The sequence below is a fragment of the Micromonospora parathelypteridis genome (assembly GCF_014201145.1).
GTDB classification, from domain to species: Bacteria; Actinomycetota; Actinomycetes; order Mycobacteriales; family Micromonosporaceae; genus Micromonospora; species Micromonospora parathelypteridis.
Genome location: NZ_JACHDP010000001.1, coordinates 5376963 through 5394541, shown reverse-complemented (window position 1 = coordinate 5394541; position 17579 = coordinate 5376963). Strand labels below are relative to the sequence as shown.

18 protein-coding genes are annotated in these 17579 nt (G+C 71.5%); 8 read left to right on the top strand and 10 right to left on the bottom strand.

The annotated features are described in order from the left end of the window. Positions 1-94: 94 nt before the first annotated feature. The 5 genes from HNR20_RS24420 to HNR20_RS24400 form a co-directional block, all read right to left on the bottom strand. The gene (locus tag HNR20_RS24420) at positions 95-352 is read right to left on the bottom strand and encodes a UBP-type zinc finger domain-containing protein (protein WP_184184118.1); all 258 of its coding nucleotides are present in this window, start codon (positions 350-352) and stop codon (positions 95-97) included. Then, positions 349-1920, bottom strand: a complete 1572-nt coding sequence (locus HNR20_RS24415) for a Na+/H+ antiporter (RefSeq protein WP_184184115.1) — start codon at positions 1918-1920, stop codon at positions 349-351. Before HNR20_RS24415 ends, HNR20_RS24420 begins: the two co-directional genes overlap by 4 nt. 38 nt (positions 1921-1958) lie before the next feature. Further along, positions 1959-2924 (bottom strand): TIGR03885 family FMN-dependent LLM class oxidoreductase, encoded by a 966-nt coding sequence (locus tag HNR20_RS24410; protein WP_184184112.1) that lies wholly within the window; start codon positions 2922-2924, stop codon positions 1959-1961. Between the two features lie 64 nt (positions 2925-2988). Beyond that, the gene (locus HNR20_RS24405; protein WP_184184109.1) at positions 2989-4404 is read right to left on the bottom strand and encodes an NADP-dependent succinic semialdehyde dehydrogenase; all 1416 of its coding nucleotides are present in this window, start codon (positions 4402-4404) and stop codon (positions 2989-2991) included. A 12-nt stretch (positions 4405-4416) separates the two neighbouring features. Next, entirely contained in the window at positions 4417-4680 is a 264-nt protein-coding gene (locus HNR20_RS24400; RefSeq protein WP_184184106.1) for a DUF6343 family protein, read from the bottom strand. Between the two features lie 180 nt (positions 4681-4860). On the opposite strand from HNR20_RS24400, the gene HNR20_RS24395 reads away from it, so the two are divergent. Next, positions 4861-5442, top strand: coding sequence for an antibiotic biosynthesis monooxygenase (locus tag HNR20_RS24395; protein ID WP_184184103.1), 582 nt, complete (start codon positions 4861-4863; stop codon positions 5440-5442). Positions 5443-5563: 121 nt separating this feature from the next. Beyond that, positions 5564-6415 carry a GDSL-type esterase/lipase family protein gene (locus tag HNR20_RS24390; protein ID WP_184184100.1) on the top strand — a complete coding sequence of 284 codons (852 nt, stop codon included), beginning with the start codon at positions 5564-5566 and terminating at the stop codon, positions 6413-6415. 18 nt (positions 6416-6433) lie between these two features. On the opposite strand, the gene HNR20_RS24385 is transcribed toward HNR20_RS24390, so the two are convergent. The 3 genes from HNR20_RS24385 to HNR20_RS24375 all read right to left on the bottom strand — a co-directional run bounded on the left by HNR20_RS24385 (position 6434) and on the right by HNR20_RS24375 (position 8355). Further along, the gene (locus tag HNR20_RS24385; RefSeq protein ID WP_184184098.1) at positions 6434-7189 is read right to left on the bottom strand and encodes an EcsC family protein; all 756 of its coding nucleotides are present in this window, start codon (positions 7187-7189) and stop codon (positions 6434-6436) included. 49 nt (positions 7190-7238) lie between these two features. Continuing rightward, the gene (locus HNR20_RS24380) at positions 7239-7385 is read right to left on the bottom strand and encodes a hypothetical protein (protein ID WP_167457721.1); all 147 of its coding nucleotides are present in this window, start codon (positions 7383-7385) and stop codon (positions 7239-7241) included. A 106-nt stretch (positions 7386-7491) separates the two neighbouring features. Further along, the gene (locus HNR20_RS24375; RefSeq protein WP_184184095.1) at positions 7492-8355 is read right to left on the bottom strand and encodes a peptidase M23; all 864 of its coding nucleotides are present in this window, start codon (positions 8353-8355) and stop codon (positions 7492-7494) included. 420 nt (positions 8356-8775) lie between these two features. Here HNR20_RS24375 and HNR20_RS24370 point away from each other — a divergent pair, with 420 nt between their 5' ends. From HNR20_RS24370 to HNR20_RS24355, 4 genes are all read left to right on the top strand, one after another. Further along, positions 8776-9696 carry a proteasome assembly chaperone family protein gene (locus HNR20_RS24370; RefSeq protein ID WP_184184092.1) on the top strand — a complete coding sequence of 307 codons (921 nt, stop codon included), beginning with the start codon at positions 8776-8778 and terminating at the stop codon, positions 9694-9696. A gap of 37 nt (positions 9697-9733) precedes the next feature. Beyond that, positions 9734-10531, top strand: coding sequence for an exodeoxyribonuclease III (locus HNR20_RS24365; RefSeq protein ID WP_184184089.1), 798 nt, complete (start codon positions 9734-9736; stop codon positions 10529-10531). 47 nt (positions 10532-10578) lie between these two features. Beyond that, complete coding sequence (locus tag HNR20_RS24360; RefSeq protein WP_184184085.1) at positions 10579-10896, top strand: antibiotic biosynthesis monooxygenase family protein; 318 nt, start codon at positions 10579-10581, stop codon at positions 10894-10896. A 557-nt stretch (positions 10897-11453) separates the two neighbouring features. Next, the gene (locus tag HNR20_RS24355; RefSeq protein WP_184184082.1) at positions 11454-12329 is read left to right on the top strand and encodes an alpha/beta fold hydrolase; all 876 of its coding nucleotides are present in this window, start codon (positions 11454-11456) and stop codon (positions 12327-12329) included. A 27-nt stretch (positions 12330-12356) separates the two neighbouring features. On the opposite strand, the gene HNR20_RS24350 is transcribed toward HNR20_RS24355, so the two are convergent. Then, entirely contained in the window at positions 12357-13022 is a 666-nt protein-coding gene (locus HNR20_RS24350; protein ID WP_229687345.1) for a class F sortase, read from the bottom strand. 286 nt (positions 13023-13308) lie between these two features. Continuing rightward, positions 13309-13953 carry a hypothetical protein gene (locus tag HNR20_RS24345; protein WP_184188909.1) on the bottom strand — a complete coding sequence of 215 codons (645 nt, stop codon included), beginning with the start codon at positions 13951-13953 and terminating at the stop codon, positions 13309-13311. 208 nt (positions 13954-14161) lie between these two features. Between HNR20_RS24345 and trmB the strand changes: the two genes are divergently transcribed. Together trmB and HNR20_RS24335 are read left to right on the top strand one after the other, a co-directional pair. Further along, a complete protein-coding gene (trmB, locus tag HNR20_RS24340; protein WP_221310991.1) occupies positions 14162-14791 on the top strand; it encodes a tRNA (guanosine(46)-N7)-methyltransferase TrmB in 630 nt (209 codons plus the stop codon). Between the two features lie 154 nt (positions 14792-14945). Next, positions 14946-17459, top strand: a complete 2514-nt coding sequence (locus HNR20_RS24335) for a DEAD/DEAH box helicase (RefSeq protein ID WP_184184073.1) — start codon at positions 14946-14948, stop codon at positions 17457-17459. Positions 17460-17579: the final 120 nt, after the last annotated feature.

The window sequence follows — 17579 nt, the reverse complement described above, 5'->3', positions numbered from 1 at the left end:
TGATCCGCACAGTTTCGGCGACATGGCGGTATCCGCCGGGCGGGATACCCCCACATCGGCGACATGGAGTCGATCAGCGAGCCGCGGCCAGCGGTTAGCCGATCTCCTCGTCGACGTAGCACCATCGCCAGGCCTCGCCGGGCTGAGCCGAGCGGATCACCGGGTGGCCGGTGGATGCGAAGTGCTTGCTCGCGTGCTGGTTCGGCGACGAGTCGCAGCAGCCGACCTGTCCGCAGCTCAGGCAGGTGCGCAGGTGCACCCAGTAGGTTTCCCCGATGGCGACGCAGTCCGCGCACTCGTCGGGGGTGCGTGCCTCAGCGGCACCCGCCTCGGTCAGGTGCTGACAGCTCACTTCTCGACCTCCCGCAGCAACGACTCCTCCAGGTCCAGGTCACGATAGGCCTGCACCAGCACCTCCTCAGGGATCCGACCGGAGTCCCGGGCAGCCCGGAACACGTCCCGCTCGGCGTCGATCATCTCTTGTCGTAGCCGACCGTACGCCTGCGACGGCGTCTCCCGCTCGGTGCCACCGAGCCGTTCCCAGGCCAGGTTGTTGCGATCCTCCAGGGCACGGCGCAGCCGGCCCACCACCGCCTCGGGTGCGCTGTCGGCCAACTCGTCGAGGCGGTCCTGGGCGGCCCGGCTGGCCTGCTGCTGCACCCCGGCCGCCGACAACGCGTCCTGCATTGGGTCGTCCTGGGGCAGCTTCAACCGACGGGCGACCAACGGCAGCGTGGCTCCCTGACCGACCAGGGTGACCACGATCACCGCGAAGGCCAGCCAGATGAACAGGGCCCGGGGGTACGACTCGTCGCCGGCCAGGGTCAGCGGCAGGGCCAACGCCGCCGCCAGGGTCACCACGCCCCGCATACCGGCCCAGCCGATGATGATCGGAAACTTCGGTGACGGCCTCTCGTCCCGGCGGCGGACCCGGGGCACCAACCGGGCCAGGTAGGTGGCCGGGAAGAGCCAGATGAACCGGGTCAGGAAGACGGCGGCGAGCACCGCGAAGGTGATCAGGATGAGCGAGCCGGCCGGCTCGTCGAGGTCGCGCAGCACCTCCCGGAGTTGGAGCCCGACCAGCAGGAAGACCAACCCCTCCAGCAGGAAACGGACCAGCCGCCAGAACGCGCCGATCTGCAGGCGGGACGCCGCCGACAGCAGCTGTGGCAGCTTGTGGCCGAGCACCAGACCGGTGACGACCACCGCGACCACACCGGAGGAGTGCACCGCCTCGGCGGCGAACACCACCGCGAACGGGATGATCAACGACAACGCGTTGTCCAGCACCGGGTCGGTGATCCGCCGATGCAGGAAGCCGAAGACCAACGCGCCGAGCGTGCCGATCAGGATGCCGCCGCCGGTGGCCCGCAGCACCTCGATGGTGACGTCGGCGGCGCCGACGGCCGAGCCGGCGGTGGCCATGGTGGCGACCCGCAGCAGCACCAGCGCGGTCGCGTCGTTGACCAGGCTTTCGCCCTCCAGGATGGTGACCACCCGGCGGGGCAGCCCGACCCGGCGCGCGACCGCGGTGGCGGCCACCGCGTCCGGCGGGGCGACGACCGCGCCGAGGGCCAGGCAGATCGCGAACGGCACCTGCGGCAGCAACAGGTGCAGCACCAACCCGACCACGAACGCGGTGAACAGCACCAGGCCGACCGCGAGCAGCAGGATGGGCCGGATGTTGTTCTTGAACGCCGGCACCGAGGTCTCCAGCGCGGCGACGTAGAGCAGCGGCGGCAGAATGCCGACCAGCACCAGGTCCGGGTCGAGCTCGACATGTGGAACGCCCGGCACGAAGGAGAGCGCCAGACCGAGGACGACCAGCACGATCGGCGCGAGCAGGCCGAGCCGGCGGGCCAGCGCGGCACCCAGGGTGGCGATCGCCAGGAACACGACGACCGGAAACAGGCTTTCCATGGGGTACGAGCCTAGGGGTCGGCCGGTCCGGACCTCGATCAGCCAGTCGGCCGCAGCTTCGGCAGCACCTCGGCGCCGAACGCGTCGATGAAGCCGCGCTGCTCCTGCCCGACGTGGTGCAGGGCGATCTGGTCGAAGCCGAGCCCGACGTACTCCTCCAGCCAGCCGACGTGCCGACCCAGGTCCGCCGAGACGTTCACCACCTCGGCGACCCGCTGCGCCGGCACGTCGGCGGAGACGACGTCGAAGTGCTCGGCGGTCTCCAGGTCCCAGCAGACCGGCGGGGCGAAGACGTTGCTGCGCCACTGGTCGTACGCGAGCGCCTCGGCCTGCGCCTGCTCCGGCGCCCACGAGACGTGCACCTGCAGGTGCAGCGGGCCGCGCCCGCCAGCGTCCCGGTACGCGTCGATCATCTCGCGCAGGTGCGCCACGGGGGCGTTGACGGTGATCAGGCCATCGGCCCACTCGGCGCACCAGCGGGCGGTCGCCACGCTGACGGCGGCGCCGATCAGCGCGGGTGGTTCCTCGGGGCGGGTCCACAGTCGGGCCCGATCCACCCGGACCAGGCCGTCGTGGCTGACCTCCTCGCCGGCCAGCAGCGCCCGGATCACGTCGACGCACTCACGCAGCCGGGCGGCGCGTACGTCCTTGCGCGGCCACGGGTCGCCGGTGATGTGCTCGTTGCTGGCCTCGCCGGTGCCCAGCGCCGCCCAGAACCGGCCCGGGTACATCACGCCGAGGGTGCCGATCGCCTGCGCGATGATCGCCGGGTGGTATCGCTGGCCGGGCGCGTTGACCACGCCGAACGGCATACCGGTGGCCTGCAGCGCGGAACCCAGCCACGACCAGGCGAAGCCGGACTCACCCTGCCGGGCGCTCCACGGGGAGAAGTGGTCGGAGCACATGGCGGCGTCGAAGCCGGCCCGCTCGGCGTGTTTCACCGCCTCCAACAGGGCGCGTGGACCGATCTGCTCATGCGAGGAGTGGAAACCGAAGAGCGTCATGCCCGCACTTCCTACCCACGACCGCCCGCCCTGATGCGTGCCGCGGCGCAGGCTCCCCAGGAAGCTACTCGGCGTGCGCGCCCGCTCCGGCCGAGGCGGCGCCCTCCCCCACCCAGACCGTCTTGGTGTTGCAGAACTCCCGCATACCCAGCGCCGACAACTCCCGCCCGTAACCGGAGTTCTTCACCCCGCCGAACGGCAACTCCGGATAGGACGTGGTCATCCCGTTGATGAAGACGTTGCCCGCGTCCAGGTCGGTGGCGAAGCGCTCCTGCTCGGCCGGATCCCGCGTCCACGCGTTCGAGCCGAGCCCGAAACTGGTGCCGTTGGCGACCTCGATCGCCTCCTCGTACGACGACACCCGGAACAGTCCGGCGACCGGGCCGAAGACCTCCTCGGACCACATCCGCATCTGCGGGGTGAGGTCGGTGACGACGGTCGGCGGGTAGTACCAGCCGTCGCCGGTCGGTGGTTCGCCCCCGCAGAGCACGGTCGCGCCGTTGTCCGCCGCGTCGCGGACCTGGGCGTGCACCTCGTCGCGGCCACGCTCACTGGCCAGTGGTCCCACGTCGGTGTTCGGGTCCATTGGATCGCCGACCCGCAGTGCGGCCATGTTCGCGGCGAACTTCTCGGCGAAGGCGTCGAAGACGTCGGTGTGCACGATGAACCGTTTCGCGGCGATGCAGGACTGGCCGTTGTTCTGACAGCGGGCGGTGGTGGCCACCTCGGCGGCCCGGTCCAGGTCGGCCGAGGGCATCACCACGAAGGGGTCGCTGCCGCCGAGTTCGAGGACGGTCTTCTTCAGCTCCCGCCCGGCGATCTGCGCGATGGACCGGCCGGCGGGCTCGCTGCCGGTGAGCGTGGCGGCGCGTACGCGGGGGTCGGCGAGGATCCGCTCGACCGCCTCCGAGCCGACCAGCACGGTGGTGAAGGCCCCCTCGGGGAAGCCGGCCCGGCGAAACACGTCCTCCAGCAGCAGCGCGGTCTGCGGCACGTTCGAGGCGTGCTTGAGCAGACCGGTGTTGCCGGCCATCAGCGCCGGCGCGGCGAAGCGCATCACCTGCCAGAGCGGGAAGTTCCACGGCATGACCGCGAGCACGACGCCGATCGGCTGGTAGCGGATGAACGCCTGGACCGCCTTCACGGCGGCCGCGTCGGCCGGCTCGTCGGCGAGGAACGCCGGTGCCCTGTCGGCGTAGAAGCGGGCGGCGGTGGCGCACTTGGTCACCTCGGCCTGCGCGGCGACGTACGTCTTGCCCATCTCCGTGGTCATGATCCGGGCGATCTCGTCGCGCTCGGCGTCGAGCAGGTCGGCCGCGGCGTTCATCCACCGGGCGCGCTGGTCGACGGTGGTGTCCCGCAGCTGCCGGTACGCGAGGTCGGTGCGCTCGATGGCACCGTCGAGTTGCTCGGTGGACATCGCCTCGTAGGTCTTGAGCACCTGTCCGGTGGCGGGGTTGGTGGTGGCGATGTGGGGCATCTCGTCCTCCTGTCACTCGAACAACGAGTGTCGTACGCCCGGCTCCTCGCGGCGGCGGGCGGCGCGGCGGCGCTGGATCACGACCAGGTCGACCACGGCGACCACAGCGAAGATCGCACAGACTACGCCGAGCCAGGCGATGCCGGCCCAGAACGCCAGCACCGCGAAGATGACCATGATCACCAACCCGAAGCCGGCGAGGGTGAGCCGGAGGTTCAGCGCGCTGTTCGCGTGGCCGACCGTGCCACGGGCACGCCGGGGCTGCGATCTCGTCATACCCCTCGACCTACCCCCGATCGGCGGTGTTAACCGGCGCCGTGCGTTCCCACCCCGCGGTGTGGCGGTGTGCTGGGGCCGCACCGAGGTGCGGCGGTGTGCTGGGGCCGCACCGAGGTGCGGCGGTGTGCTGTGGCACATCCATTCGCGCCGCAGCCCGGTCGACCGCAGGATGGGCCCATGTCAATGACCCTCGCCGTGCCGGTGACCGTCGCCATCGCCCGCCGTGTCGATCCGGGCCGGGCCAGCGAGATGGTGGCCTGGATGCGGGCCGGCACCGCGCTGGCCGAGGCGTTTCCCGGATTCCTCGGGGCCGGGTGGGTGCAGAGCGGCCCCGGTTCGCCGGAGTGGCACATGCTCTACCGCTTCGCCGACGCCGAGACGCTGCGCCGCTGGGAGGAGTCGCCGCAGCGGCACTGGTGGCTCAGCTCGGCGCAGGGCATCGTCGAGCACACCCGGGTCGAGCGACGGACCGGGATCGAGGGCTGGTTCGACCCGCCGCTGGAGCACTCGGTGGAGCCGGTTGCGCCCGCGTCGCCGCCGAGGTGGAAGCAGGCGGTGACGATCTGGCTGGCGTTCTTTCCGCTGAGCCTCAGCGCCACCCTGCTGACCAGTCATTTCCTCGCCGCCGTGCCGTTGGCGGCGCGGGTGCTGCTGATGACGCTCTGCCTGACCCCGCTGATGACCTACCTGGTGCTGCCCCGGATCACCCGGGCGCTGCACTGGTGGCTGCACGGCCAGCGGGCACCGTGGCGGGATTAAAGCATCCTTCCGACGCTGTCACCGACGCTCTGCCGCATACCCGACAGCAACTTCCCGACACAGCAGGTCCTGCGCATAGAGTTACCGCGCTGTCGCTCTGTGCTGCGGAACGGGGGATGCCATGCCTCGACGGTGGGTCACCGCCCTGGCCTGTGTCGCGGCGCTCGTCGCACTGGCCTGCGAGGGCGGCACCTCCGCGACACCCCGCCCCACCAAGAGCAACCCGCCGTCGAGCGGGCCGGGCGGCATCGCCGCGCTCGGCGACTCGATCAGCACCGGCTTCGCCTCCTGCCTGGTGCTCACCTCCTGCGAGCGCAACTCCTGGTCGACCGGGGACGGCCTGCGGGTGCAGAGCCACTACCGGCGGCTGCTCGAGCAGAGTTCGGCGATCCGCGACCGGACCTACAACCACGCCCGCTCCGGCGCCCGCGCGGACGCCCTGGAGGGTCAGGCCCAGGCAGCGGTACGCGACCGCCCCGACTACGTCACGGTGCTGATCGGCGCCAACGACGTCTGCCGGGGCGGGGTGGACGCGATGACGCCGGTGGCCACGTTCCGGGCCGACGTCGACCGGGGTCTGCGGGTGCTGCGCACCGGCCGACCGAAGGCCCGCGTGCTGGTGGCGAGCATCCCCGACCTGTACCGACTCTGGGAGGTCGGGCACGACGACGCCCGGGTGGTACGCGCGTGGCGACGGGGCATCTGCCCGGCCCTGCTGGCCGAGGCGACCTCGACAGCGCCCGCCGACCGGGCGCGCCGGGCCGCCGTCCGGGACCGGATCGACGCGTACAACGCCGAGCTGGTGGCGGCCTGCCGGGCGTACGGCTCACGCTGCCGTCACGACGGCGGCGCGGTGCACAAGGTCCGGTTCACCCTGGACCTGCTCAACCCGCTGGACTGGTTCCACCCCAACGCCACCGGCCAGGGCCGGATCGCCGAGGTGACCTGGCGCGCCTCCGGCCTGGCGAGCTGACTTCCCCGGCCGGGACGGTCAGGGTTGGCGGGGCTCCGGCACGGCGGTGCCCCGTGAGCGGTAGAGCGCCCGGGAACGCTGCGCGAGGTCCTTCGTAGCCGACGAGTTGGCCCAGGTGCCGAGCACGATGGCCGCACCAGGGACGATCTTGGCGACGATTCGCTTGGCGGCCCGAACGCCGGCCATCTGGGCCAGCCGGACGCCGAGCTGCAGCATCACCCGACCGAGCGGGCGCTGGCCGCCCAGACCGAACAGCGCGTCGGCGCGTTCCCGGCCGGCGGCCACGCCGAGCGCCAGTCGGGCGCTCTCGGCGACCTTGTGCACGCGCTGAAGCACCAGCAGGTCGGTGGCCCGGTCACTGTGCAGCGGGTCGACGTCGTACGCGGCGGCGATGTGCAGCACCATCCGTGCCTGGGTCCAGGCCAGCACGCCCACGTCGATCACGGCGCCGGGCAGCCCGGCCGCTCCGGAGACCGCGCCGGACAGGCGGGCCAGGTTGACGAACTTGCGGGCCGCCTGGTCGGCCAGGACATCGGCCGACACCCCGGGCTGCTCGGCTCGGGCCCGGCTGGCCCACTGCACGGCTTCCGGCCCGAGCCGGCGAACCGCCTCCAGGGCGAGGTGCTCCGGGGCGTACTGCGGGTCGTCGCGCATCCGGTCCCAGAGCCGGGCCGGCGGACCCTCGGGGGCGTCCACCGGCCCAACCGGCAGGTTGGCGGACGGTTGGGGAGTGGGGGCGGCGGGCTGGCCGCCGACGGGCGGGGTGTCGTTCACCGGGTCTCCGCAGGGTGGGAACGGCGGACAGGGCGGCCGATGGAGCCTTTCAGCGGCGGCGGTTGGACAGCCGGGCCGCCAGCCCCTTGAGCTTCTGCTGGTTGCCAGGCTTGGCCATCTCCCGACGACCTCGCTCGACCAGCTGCTGCCCCTTCGGTGATCTCAGGAACGTGGTGATCCGCTGCATCAGTGACATGGCGTCCTCCTGTCGATGGTCCCTCTGTCATGTGTACCCCGAACCCGCAACACATGTACCCGGGATGCGACAGCCTCAACCCTGACCGTCCATAGTGGGCGGTACGTTACCGCCCCGACGGCAGGATGGCGTCGACGACCCTGGTGGCCCGCCACTCGTGCTGCTGGTAGAACTCGGGGTACGCGGAGACCTGCACCGCCTGGGCGGCGTCGGTGAGCCGCATGTGCTCCCAGCCGGGCACCTGCTCCAGCGCGGTGAGGAACTGCCGGGTGGCGAACTCGGGGTCCATCAACCGGCCCACCGGGCCCCAGCCGCTGCTGGACCGCTGCTGGAACAGCCCGACCGAGTCGTGGTCCCAGCCGACGCCCTGGTGCGGGTAGTCCTGCGACTCGGGCAGCACACCGCTGGCCACGTTGTAGAGGTTGCTCTCCTGCATGGCGGTGGCGACCGCGATCACCAGACCTCGGCGCGGCACCCCCATCTTGCGGCCGGCGCGGACGATCGCCTCGGCGTTCTTCATCTGATCCTTGTCCAGCCCGGCGACGGGTGCCGGGGCAGTGGGGCGGGCCGGGGCGGCCTTGCGTGCCGGCGCCGTGGTGTCCGGGTCGCTGGGGGTCGCCGTGGCGGACGGGGCGGCAGCGGACGTGGTCGGGGCAGCGGCACGATCGAGACCACGGGAGGCGGCGCTCTGCTGCTCGGCGCGCTGCGCCAGCTCGGAGCTGGCGAGCGGGCCACCTCGGTTCGCCGAACCGGGCTTCTCGTCGCAGACCTGCGCGACGGCGGCCAGGCCGAGGCAGCAGACCACACCGGTGGCCAGCGCCATCTGGGCCCGGCGTCGACCGGTCAGGTCCCGGACGTACGTCCGGAGCCGAGTCGCGGCGGTTGTCCGTTCGGTTGAGGTGCCGTCCTCCGTATCGGCGGTCGGGCTGCTCGGGGCGTACGGGTCGTCGAGGGTGCCGTCGTCACGCATCAACCGAGGCTAGGCAGGGGGAAACCCTGATTACGCACGGTGATCACGTGGCGCTCGCCACAGATCGGGGCCACTCTGGTGGACGACCTGGGCGGGTCGACGCGCCCGGGGAACGTACCTCGCATACCGGATCAAGCTGGCGGCGCACGCAGACCGGGATGGTCAATGATGACCAGGGGCATTTGTCCACCAGCCCTGACATGATCGACAAACTCGGCCTTTGGGCCGAACCAGCCCTCAGCCGATCGGTCGATCGAACCGACCTGGCGGCGTAATCAGGTGATTAGTCCGGTCACGCCCATCCCCCGGGCGACGGATCGCCCGACGCAGGAATGCACCAGGATGGCGGGTACGTTGCCCGAACGGGTGCCCTCCGTCGCGTCGGCGCCCCGCAGGCACATTTCAGGGAGGTCCGTACCGGTGCTCGACCCACACGAGCTCTACCAGCTCACCGAAGATCTGCCCGACCTCGGGCAACCGGTCCTGATCCAGGCCCTCACCGGGTTCGTGGACGCCGGCAACGCCAGCCGGCTGGCGCGCGAGCAGCTGCTCACCTCGCTGGAGGGACAGCCGATCGCCACCTTCGACGTCGACCAGCTCTTCGACTACCGGTCGCGACGGCCGGTGATGACCTTCGTCGAGGACCACTGGGAGAGCGTCGACGCGCCCAAGCTGGAGCTGCACCTGCTGCACGACGACGACGAAACCCCGTTCCTGCTGCTCACCGGCCCGGAGCCGGACCTGCAGTGGGAGCGGTTCGTGGCCGCCGTCGCCGGGCTGGCCGCCCGCCTGGACGTTCGGCTCACCGTGGGGCTCAACTCCATCCCGATGGCGGTGCCGCACACCCGGCCGACCGGGGTGACCGCGCACGCGACCCGCCCCGAGCTGATCGGCGGGTACGAGCCCTGGCTGCAGCGCGTCCAGGTGCCCGGCAGCGTCGGTCACCTGCTGGAGTTCCGCCTCGGCGAGCAGGGCCGCGACGCGCTGGGCTTCGCCGCCCACGTGCCGCACTACGTGGCGCAGACCGAATACCCGGCCGCCGCCGAGGTGCTGCTCAGCTCGGTGTCACGCAGCACCGGGCTGCTGCTGCCCGGCGACGGGCTGCGCTCGGCCGCCGAGGTGGTCCGGGTGGAGATCGACCGCCAGGTCGCCCAGACCGAGGACGCCGCCGCCCTGGTCCAGGCACTCGAGGAGCAGTACGACGCGTTCGCCCGAGGTCGGGGCGAGAAGAGCCTGCTCGCCCCGGATGCCGGGCCGCTGCCCACGGCCGACGAACTCGGCGCGGAACTGGAGCGCTTCCTGGCCGAGCAGACCCGACCCGGCGACACCCCGGGCAGCTGACCCGGCGTACCGGGGGCGGATGCGGCAGGCTGGGGGCATGCGCCTGGCGACCTGGAACGTCAACTCGGTGAAGGCCCGCCTACCCCGGCTGTTGGAGTGGCTGGCCGACACCGGGCCGGACGTCGTCTGCCTGCAGGAGACGAAGTGCCCGGACGGCGCCTTTCCGGTGAGCGAGGTGGGCGAGCTGGGCTACACCGTGGCCAGCCACAGCGACGGCCGGTGGAACGGGGTCGCCATCCTGTCCCGGGTCGGGCTGGACGACGTCCGGGTCGGGTTCGCCGGGGAGCCCGGCTTCCCCGACCCGGAGGCCCGTGCCATCTCCGCCACCTGCGACGGGGTGCGGGTCTGGTCGGTGTACGTGCCCAACGGCCGGACGCCGGAAGACCCGCACTACGCGTACAAGTTGGCCTGGTTCGCGGCGCTGCGCGACGCGTTGGAGGCGGAGCTGGCCAGTGGGCTCCCGCTGGCGGTCAGCGGCGACTTCAACGTCGCCCCGACCGACGCCGACGTCTGGGACCCGGCGGTCTTCACCCACTCCACGCACGTCACCCCGGCCGAGCGGGCAGCCCTCGCCGCGCTGCGCGACCTGGGCCTCAGCGACATCGTGCCCACCCCGATGAAGGGGCCACACCCCTTCACCTACTGGGACTACCGGGCCGGGATGTTCCACCAGAACAAGGGCATGCGGATCGACCTGGTGTACGCGTCCGCGCCGTTCGCCCGGGCGGTCAGCTCGGCATACGTGGACCGGGAGGCCCGGAAGGGCAAAGGCCCCTCCGACCACGCGCCGATCGTGGTCGACGCGGAACTGGTGCCGGTGGTCGAGGCGTTCTGAGCTCGCTCGGTCGCCCCGATGCCGTGGGTGGTGGCTAGGGTGGGCAGATGGCAGTCGTGAAGATCAACGCAATCGAGGTCCCGCCCGGCGCCGGCGCGGAGTTGGAGAAGCGGTTCGCCGCCCGAGCCGGCACGGTGGAAAACTCCCCCGGCTTCCTCGGCTTCGAGCTGCTCCGTCCGGTGGCCGGCGAGACCCGCTACTTCGTCTACACGAAGTGGGAGAGCGAAGAGGCGTACCAGGCCTGGGCCGCCGGCCCGTCGCGCGCCGCCCACGCGACCGCCCCCGGCGAGAAGCCACGCCCGCCGGTCTCCAGCGGCGCCAGCCTCCTGGAGTTCGAGGTGGCGCTGCACGTCCCCCAGCCCTAGCACCTCCCCGCCGGCTGTCAGACACGGACGAATTCCCCGCCTCGACGCAGCAGTCTCACCGGAAGTGCGCTGATCTTGGCCAAGCCACGACAGGTCGGGGCGATTCAGGCGCATTGGGCGCGTCGAGGCGGGCGTGGAGCGGTACCCGGCGCCTCGATCGTGCTCGATCCTGGATCTAGTTCCCTCCCTGCGGCAAGAGGCCACTACATCCTTGTTCGAGCACGACCTTGACCAGGCCCGGCGCGGTGCAGTTCGGAGGATTCGTCGTCTCGGTCGCAGCAGTCGGTGTGACCGGGCGTAAGGGTTCCCGCGCCACCTCCCCCGGCGACAAGCTCCGCCCACCGGTCTCTACCGTCCCCAGCCTGCTGAATTCGAGGTGGCCCTGCACGTCCCCCAGCCCTAGGTGCGCCGAGGATCCGGCACCACCGCCAAACCGGGCCGGGCCGGACGTTTCCGTTGATAGCGTCGAAGCGGCCCGAGCGGTAGCGGGCCATCAGTCGCCCTGCCGGCACAGGCCGTCCGGCCGGGCGGTCCCAGGAAGGTGCGGGGGTCTGGCCATGTTCGACGGCTTCGAAGAATTCGACATCGAGACCTCCGGCACGACGATCCACGGACGCCGTGGCGGGAGCGGGCCACCCGTTCTACTCCTGCACGGCATTCCCGAAACGCATCTCATGTGGCATCGGATCGCGCCGCAGCTTGCCGAGAAGTTCACCGTCGTCGCCACCGACCTGCGCGGCTGGGGCGACAGCGGCAAACCGCCGAGCACCGCCGATCACGAGCCGTACGGCATGCGAGCCATCGCCCGCGACCAGATCGAGGTGATGCGGAGTCTGGGCCACGAGCAGTTCCAGCTCGTCGGCCACGACCGCGGGGCCCGCTGCGCGTACCGTCTCGCGCTGGACGCACCCGACACTGTCACTCGGCTCGCCGTGATGGACGTCGTTCCCATCGGCGACGTCTACAACCACGCCGACAAGACGTTCAGCCTCTCCTACTGGGTCTGGTCCTTCCTGGCGGCGCCGGCGCCGGTGCCCGAACGGTTCATCGACGCGGCGCCCGCGGTGCTCGTCGACTTCATGCTCGACACCTGGCCCGAGGTGAAGGACGCCTTCCCGCCCGAGGTGCGGGCGGCGTACGTCAGGCAGTTCAGCGACCCCGCGACGGTCCACGCGATCTGCGAGGAGTTCCGCGCGGCCGCGACGCTGGACTACCAGCAGGACGAGGCGGACCGAGGCCACCGGAGGATCGCCTGCCCGGTGCTGTTTCTCTGGAGTCAACGCGGTCAGGTCGCGAAGCTCTTCGACGACCCGCTCGCGATCTGGCGGGAGTGGGCCGACGACGTACGCGGCGAGCCGGTCCCGGTCGGGCACTTCATTCCGGAAGAGGCCCCGGAGCAGACACTCCGCCAACTCCTGGACTTCCTGAGCTGACCGTGTCGATCACGCCCGGGGGCAAGGTCAGGGCTTGCGGGAGGACTGCAGGGTGGCGAAGGCGATGACGTTGTCGGCGTAGCCGGTACGGCCACCGATGAACTGCCCGCCGCAGGTGATCAGCCGCAGCCCGGGCGGCCCGTCGTTGCCGTAGATCCGCTCGCCGGGCAGTTGGTCCTTCGGGAAGTGCTCGACGGTGTCGACCCGGAACACCACCACCGTCTCGTCCGCCCGGGCCACCTCGATCAGGTCGCCGGGGTGCAGCTTGCCCAGGTCGTAGAAGACCGACGGGCCGGTCTTGGTGTCCACGTGCCCGACGATCACCGCCGGGCCAGGCTCGCCCGGCGTTGGCCCACGGTCGTACCAGCCGGTCTCGTTGTGCCGTTCCAACGGCGGTACGGCGATCGAGCCGTCCCGCGCCTGCCCGACGGGTGCCACCGGCGCGCTGACCTTGATCGCCGGGACCGACAGGCGCACCGGCCGGCTCGCCGACAACCCGACCGACTCGCTGCGGGCCGGCCGGTCACCGCCGGCTGGGGCCAGGTCGAACGGGCCGACCGAGCGGCCGAGCCCTGCCCCGGTCGCGAAGACCCCGGCCAGCACCAGCACCACGGCCAGCGGCACCGACCAGGGGCTGCGGCCGGGCGGACGACTACGCCGAGGCGTAACGGCGGTCGGCGGGCGAGCAGCCACTGCCGGGCGATCGGCCACCAGCGGGCGGTCGTCCCGCGGTAGGCGGTCATCCTCCAGCCAGCGGTCGTCCCGCGGAGGGCGGTCGTCCCGTGCGGGCCGGGCACCGGGAGACGGGCGGGCACCGGAAGACGGCCGAGCACCGGAAGACGGCCGAGCACCGGAAGACGAGCGGGCGCCGGAAGACGAGCGGGCGGCTGGGGACGGGCGCGCACCGGCCGGCGGGCCGGAAGCGCCTGGTTGGCGGGATCCGGGCGGCGGCGGGGGGTGGAAGATCTCCATGGCGGCCTCAGTGACGCGTGGCGCCACGGACGGAACGTGGCCGGCGCAGCGCCACCACGGCGAGGATCAGCCCGGTGATGGTCAGCGCCGCGCCGCCGGGCAGCAGCAGTTTGCCGGTGATCCCGCCAGCGCCCCCACCGAAGCCGGTGGCCGGACCACGACTGGGTTGGACCGGGACCTTCTTGACCACCTGGAGCATGGTTGACGCGGTCTCGCCGTCGCGGCACTCCAGCTTGACCCGGTAGTTGCCGGGACGGGTGCGCTCGCGCACCATCGGCGCGGCGGTGAGCACCCCGCGCTGCGGCTGCACCCCGACCGCGCCGAAGGCGTCGGAGACGACGGTGGCGCCCACCGAGTTGTCCCGACAACTGGCCCGGATCCCGACCAGGTACCCGGGCTGCACCGTGCTGGGGCTCACCTCGACGAAGATGTCCAAGGACGGCGCCGGTTGCCCCGCGCCACCGGGCGGACCTCCGGGCTGCGGGGCGGGCGCGGCAACAACGTGCTGGAGGGCGCCGGACGTCGAGCGCACGACACCGGCGGGCTGGAACGCGGCAACCGGCGCGGCAAACGCGGGGGCGGCGGCCAGCAGGGGGCCGGTGAGCACGGTCACCACCGACAGGATCACGCCGCTTCGGGTCACTGTCACGATGCCCCCTCTCGACGCCGTGCGGCCGAGTCGGGCAGTGGAGCAACCGACCTGCCGTACCAGTTGGATCCTCTCATTTCCGGTCGCACATCACATCCGATTCGCCGGCGGCTTCGCGTACGCTCGGGTCGCTGTGACCGCCATCGACCATGACCCCGCCGTCCCGCCCGCGAGCCGGACGATCCGCACGTTCCACCCCCGTCGGGGTCGGATGAGCGACCGGCAGAACGACGCGCTGGAACGGCTGTGGCCCGCGTACGGCCTGGATGTGCCGGACGGACCGGTCGTGCCCGTCGACCTGGCCGACCTGTTCGGTCGCCGGGCGCCGGTGGTGTTGGAGATCGGCTCGGGCATGGGCGACAGCACCGCTGCGATGGCTGCCGCTGACCCGGATCGAGATTATCTGGCGGTCGAGGTGCACACGCCGGGAATCGCCAACCTGCTCGACCTGGTGGACCGGCACGGCCTGGGCAACGTACGGGTGGCCCGGGGCGACGCGTTGTCCCTGGTCAGAGGCTTGCCCGACGATGCACTAGACGCTGTGCACGTGTTCTTTCCGGACCCGTGGCCGAAGGCCCGCCACCACAAGCGGCGGATCATCCAGCCGGGGCACGTGGCGCTGCTCCGGTCCCGGTTGCGGCCCGGCGGGATGCTGCACTGCGCGACCGACTGGGCCGAGTACGCCGAGGCGATGCGGGAGACCCTGGAGGCGGACCCGGGGCTGGTGGACGCTTACGGCGGCTTCGCGCCGCGTCCGGCGCACCGCCCGGTGACGAAGTTCGAGCGGCGGGCGATCACGGCCGGCCGACCGGTCGCGGACCTGCTCTACCGCCGACGGTGACCAGCAGGCCGGCCACGGCACCCGGACGGCGGTCCGGCGGAGCCTCCGGGACAGCCGGCCGGCGGCCCGACGGGGCGTCCGTGACACCCGAACGGGAGTACGGCGGCCAGCGGGTTGGCGCGTGGGGGCATGATCCAGGCACCATGGACAGGCTATGACGCTCACCGCCGCGCTGCCGACAAGCGCCGACCCCGACACCCTCTTCGACGCGTTCGCCACTTGGGCGAAGGAGCGCGGCCTCGACCTCTACCCCCATCAGGAGGAGGCGGTCATCGAGATCGTCTCCGGCGCCAACCTGATCATGAACACGCCCACCGGCTCGGGTAAGAGCCTGGTGGCGGTCGCCGCGCACTTCGCGGCCCTCGCGGACAGCCGGACGACCTTCTACACCGCGCCGATCAAGGCGCTGGTGTCGGAGAAGTTCTTCGCTCTCTGCGAGGTCTTCGGCGCCGAGAACGTCGGCATGCTCACCGGCGACGCCAGCGTCAACGCCGACGCCCCGATCATCTGCTGCACCGCGGAGATCCTGGCGAACCTGGCGCTGCGCGAGGGCGCGAAGGCCGACGTCGGCCAGGTGATCATGGACGAGTTCCACTTCTACGCCGAGCCCGACCGGGGTTGGGCCTGGCAGGTGCCGATCATCGAGCTGCCGCAGGCCCAGTTCATCCTGATGTCCGCCACCCTGGGGGACACGACCCGGTTCGTCGACGACCTCACCCGGCGTACCGGGCGGCCGACCGCCGTCGTGCGCTCGGCGGAGCGGCCGGTTCCGCTGATCTTCTCGTACGCGATGACGCCGATGCACGAGACGCTCGAGGAGCTGCTGGAGACCAAGCAGGCCCCGGTGTACGTGGTGCACTTCACCCAGGCCGCCGCGCTGGAACGCGCCCAGGCGCTGATGAGCGTCAACGTCTGCAGCCGCGCCGAGAAGGACATGATCGCCGAGGCGATCGGTGGCTTCCGGTTCACGTCCGGCTTCGGCAAGACGCTGTCCCGACTGGTCCGCCACGGCATCGGTGTGCACCACGCCGGCATGTTGCCCAAGTACCGCCGACTGGTCGAGACCCTCGCCCAGGCCGGCCTGCTGAAGGTCATCTGCGGCACCGACACCCTCGGCGTCGGCATCAACGTGCCGATCCGGACCGTGCTCTTCACCGGCCTGTCCAAGTACGACGGGGTCCGTACCCGGCTGCTCAAGAACCGCGAGTTCCACCAGATCGCCGGGCGGGCCGGTCGGGCCGGTTACGACACCATCGGTCGGGTCGTGGTGCAGGCCCCCGAGCACGTCATCGACAACGAGAAGGCCCTCGCCAAGGCCGGCGACGACCCGAAGAAGCGGCGCAAGGTGGTCCGCAAGAAGCCGCCGGAGGGTTCGATCGGCTGGGGCCAGCCCACGTTCGACCGGCTGGTCGACGCCGAGCCGGAGCCACTGACCTCCAGCTTCCAGGTCAGCCACTCGATGCTGCTCAACGTCATCGGCCGGCCCGGTGACGCCTTCACCGCGATGCGGCACCTGCTCACCGACAACCACGAGGACGCCACCGCGCAGCACCGGCACATTCGCCGGGCGATCGCCATCTACCGGGCGCTGCGCGCCGGCGGGGTCGTCGAGGAACTGCCCGAGCCGGACGAGACCGGCCGACGGATCCGGCTCACCGTCGACCTCCAGCTCGACTTCGCCCTCAACCAGCCGCTCTCCCCCCTCGCCCTGGCCACCGTCGAGCTGCTCGACGCCGAGTCCCCGTCGTACGCCCTGGACGTCCTCTCGGTCGTCGAGTCGATCCTCGACGACCCCCGGCAGATCCTGTCCGCGCAGCAGTTCAAGGCGCGCGGCGAGGCGGTCGCCGCGATGAAGGCGGAGGGCATCGAGTACGAGGCACGCCTCGAACTGCTCGACGAGGTGACCCACCCGAAGCCCCTCGCGGAGCTGCTGGAGGCCGCGTACGAGATGTACCGGCAGGGGCACCCCTGGGTCGCCGACCACCAACTCTCCCCTAAGGCCGTCGTCCGCGACATGTACGAGCGGGCCATGACCTTCACCGAGTACGTGCAGTTCTACGGGCTGACCCGCTCGGAGGGCCTCGTCCTGCGCTACCTGGCCGACGCGTACAAGACGCTGCGGCAGACCGTGCCCGAGGACGCCAAGACCGAGGAGCTGATCGACCTCATCGAGTGGTTGGGTGAGCTGGTCCGCCAGGTCGATTCCAGCCTCATCGACGAGTGGGAGCGGCTACGCAACCCGTCCGACGTGGCCGAGGTTGCCCAGGCGCACGCCGCCCTGACCGACCGGCCGCCCGCGGTGACCCGCAACGCGCGCGCGTTCCGGGTGCTGGTGCGCAACGCGCTGTTCCGCCGAGTGGAGCTCGCCGCGCTGCGCCGCTGGGACCTGCTCGCCGAGTTGGACGCCGGCGACGGCTGGGACTACGACGCGTGGGCCGAGGCGTTGGCGCCGTACTTCGAGGCGTACGACTCGCTCGGCGTCGGGCCGGACGCCCGCGGGCCCGCGCTGCTCATGATCGAGCAGGGCCGGGAACGCTGGACCGTGCGGCAGATCTTCGACGACCCGGACGGCGACCACGACTGGGGCATCAGCGCCGAGATCGACCTGGTCGCCTCGGACGAGGTCGGTGCCGCGGTCGTCCGGATCACCGACGTCGGCCAGCTCTAGCAGAGCACCTCGACAGGGGGTCGTCCGCACGCTGGACGGCCCCCTTTGTCGTGTCTTCCGCACCCTCATTTCCGGTGGGCGATGTCAGACCCGTCGATTAGAATGTATGTACTAATAGAG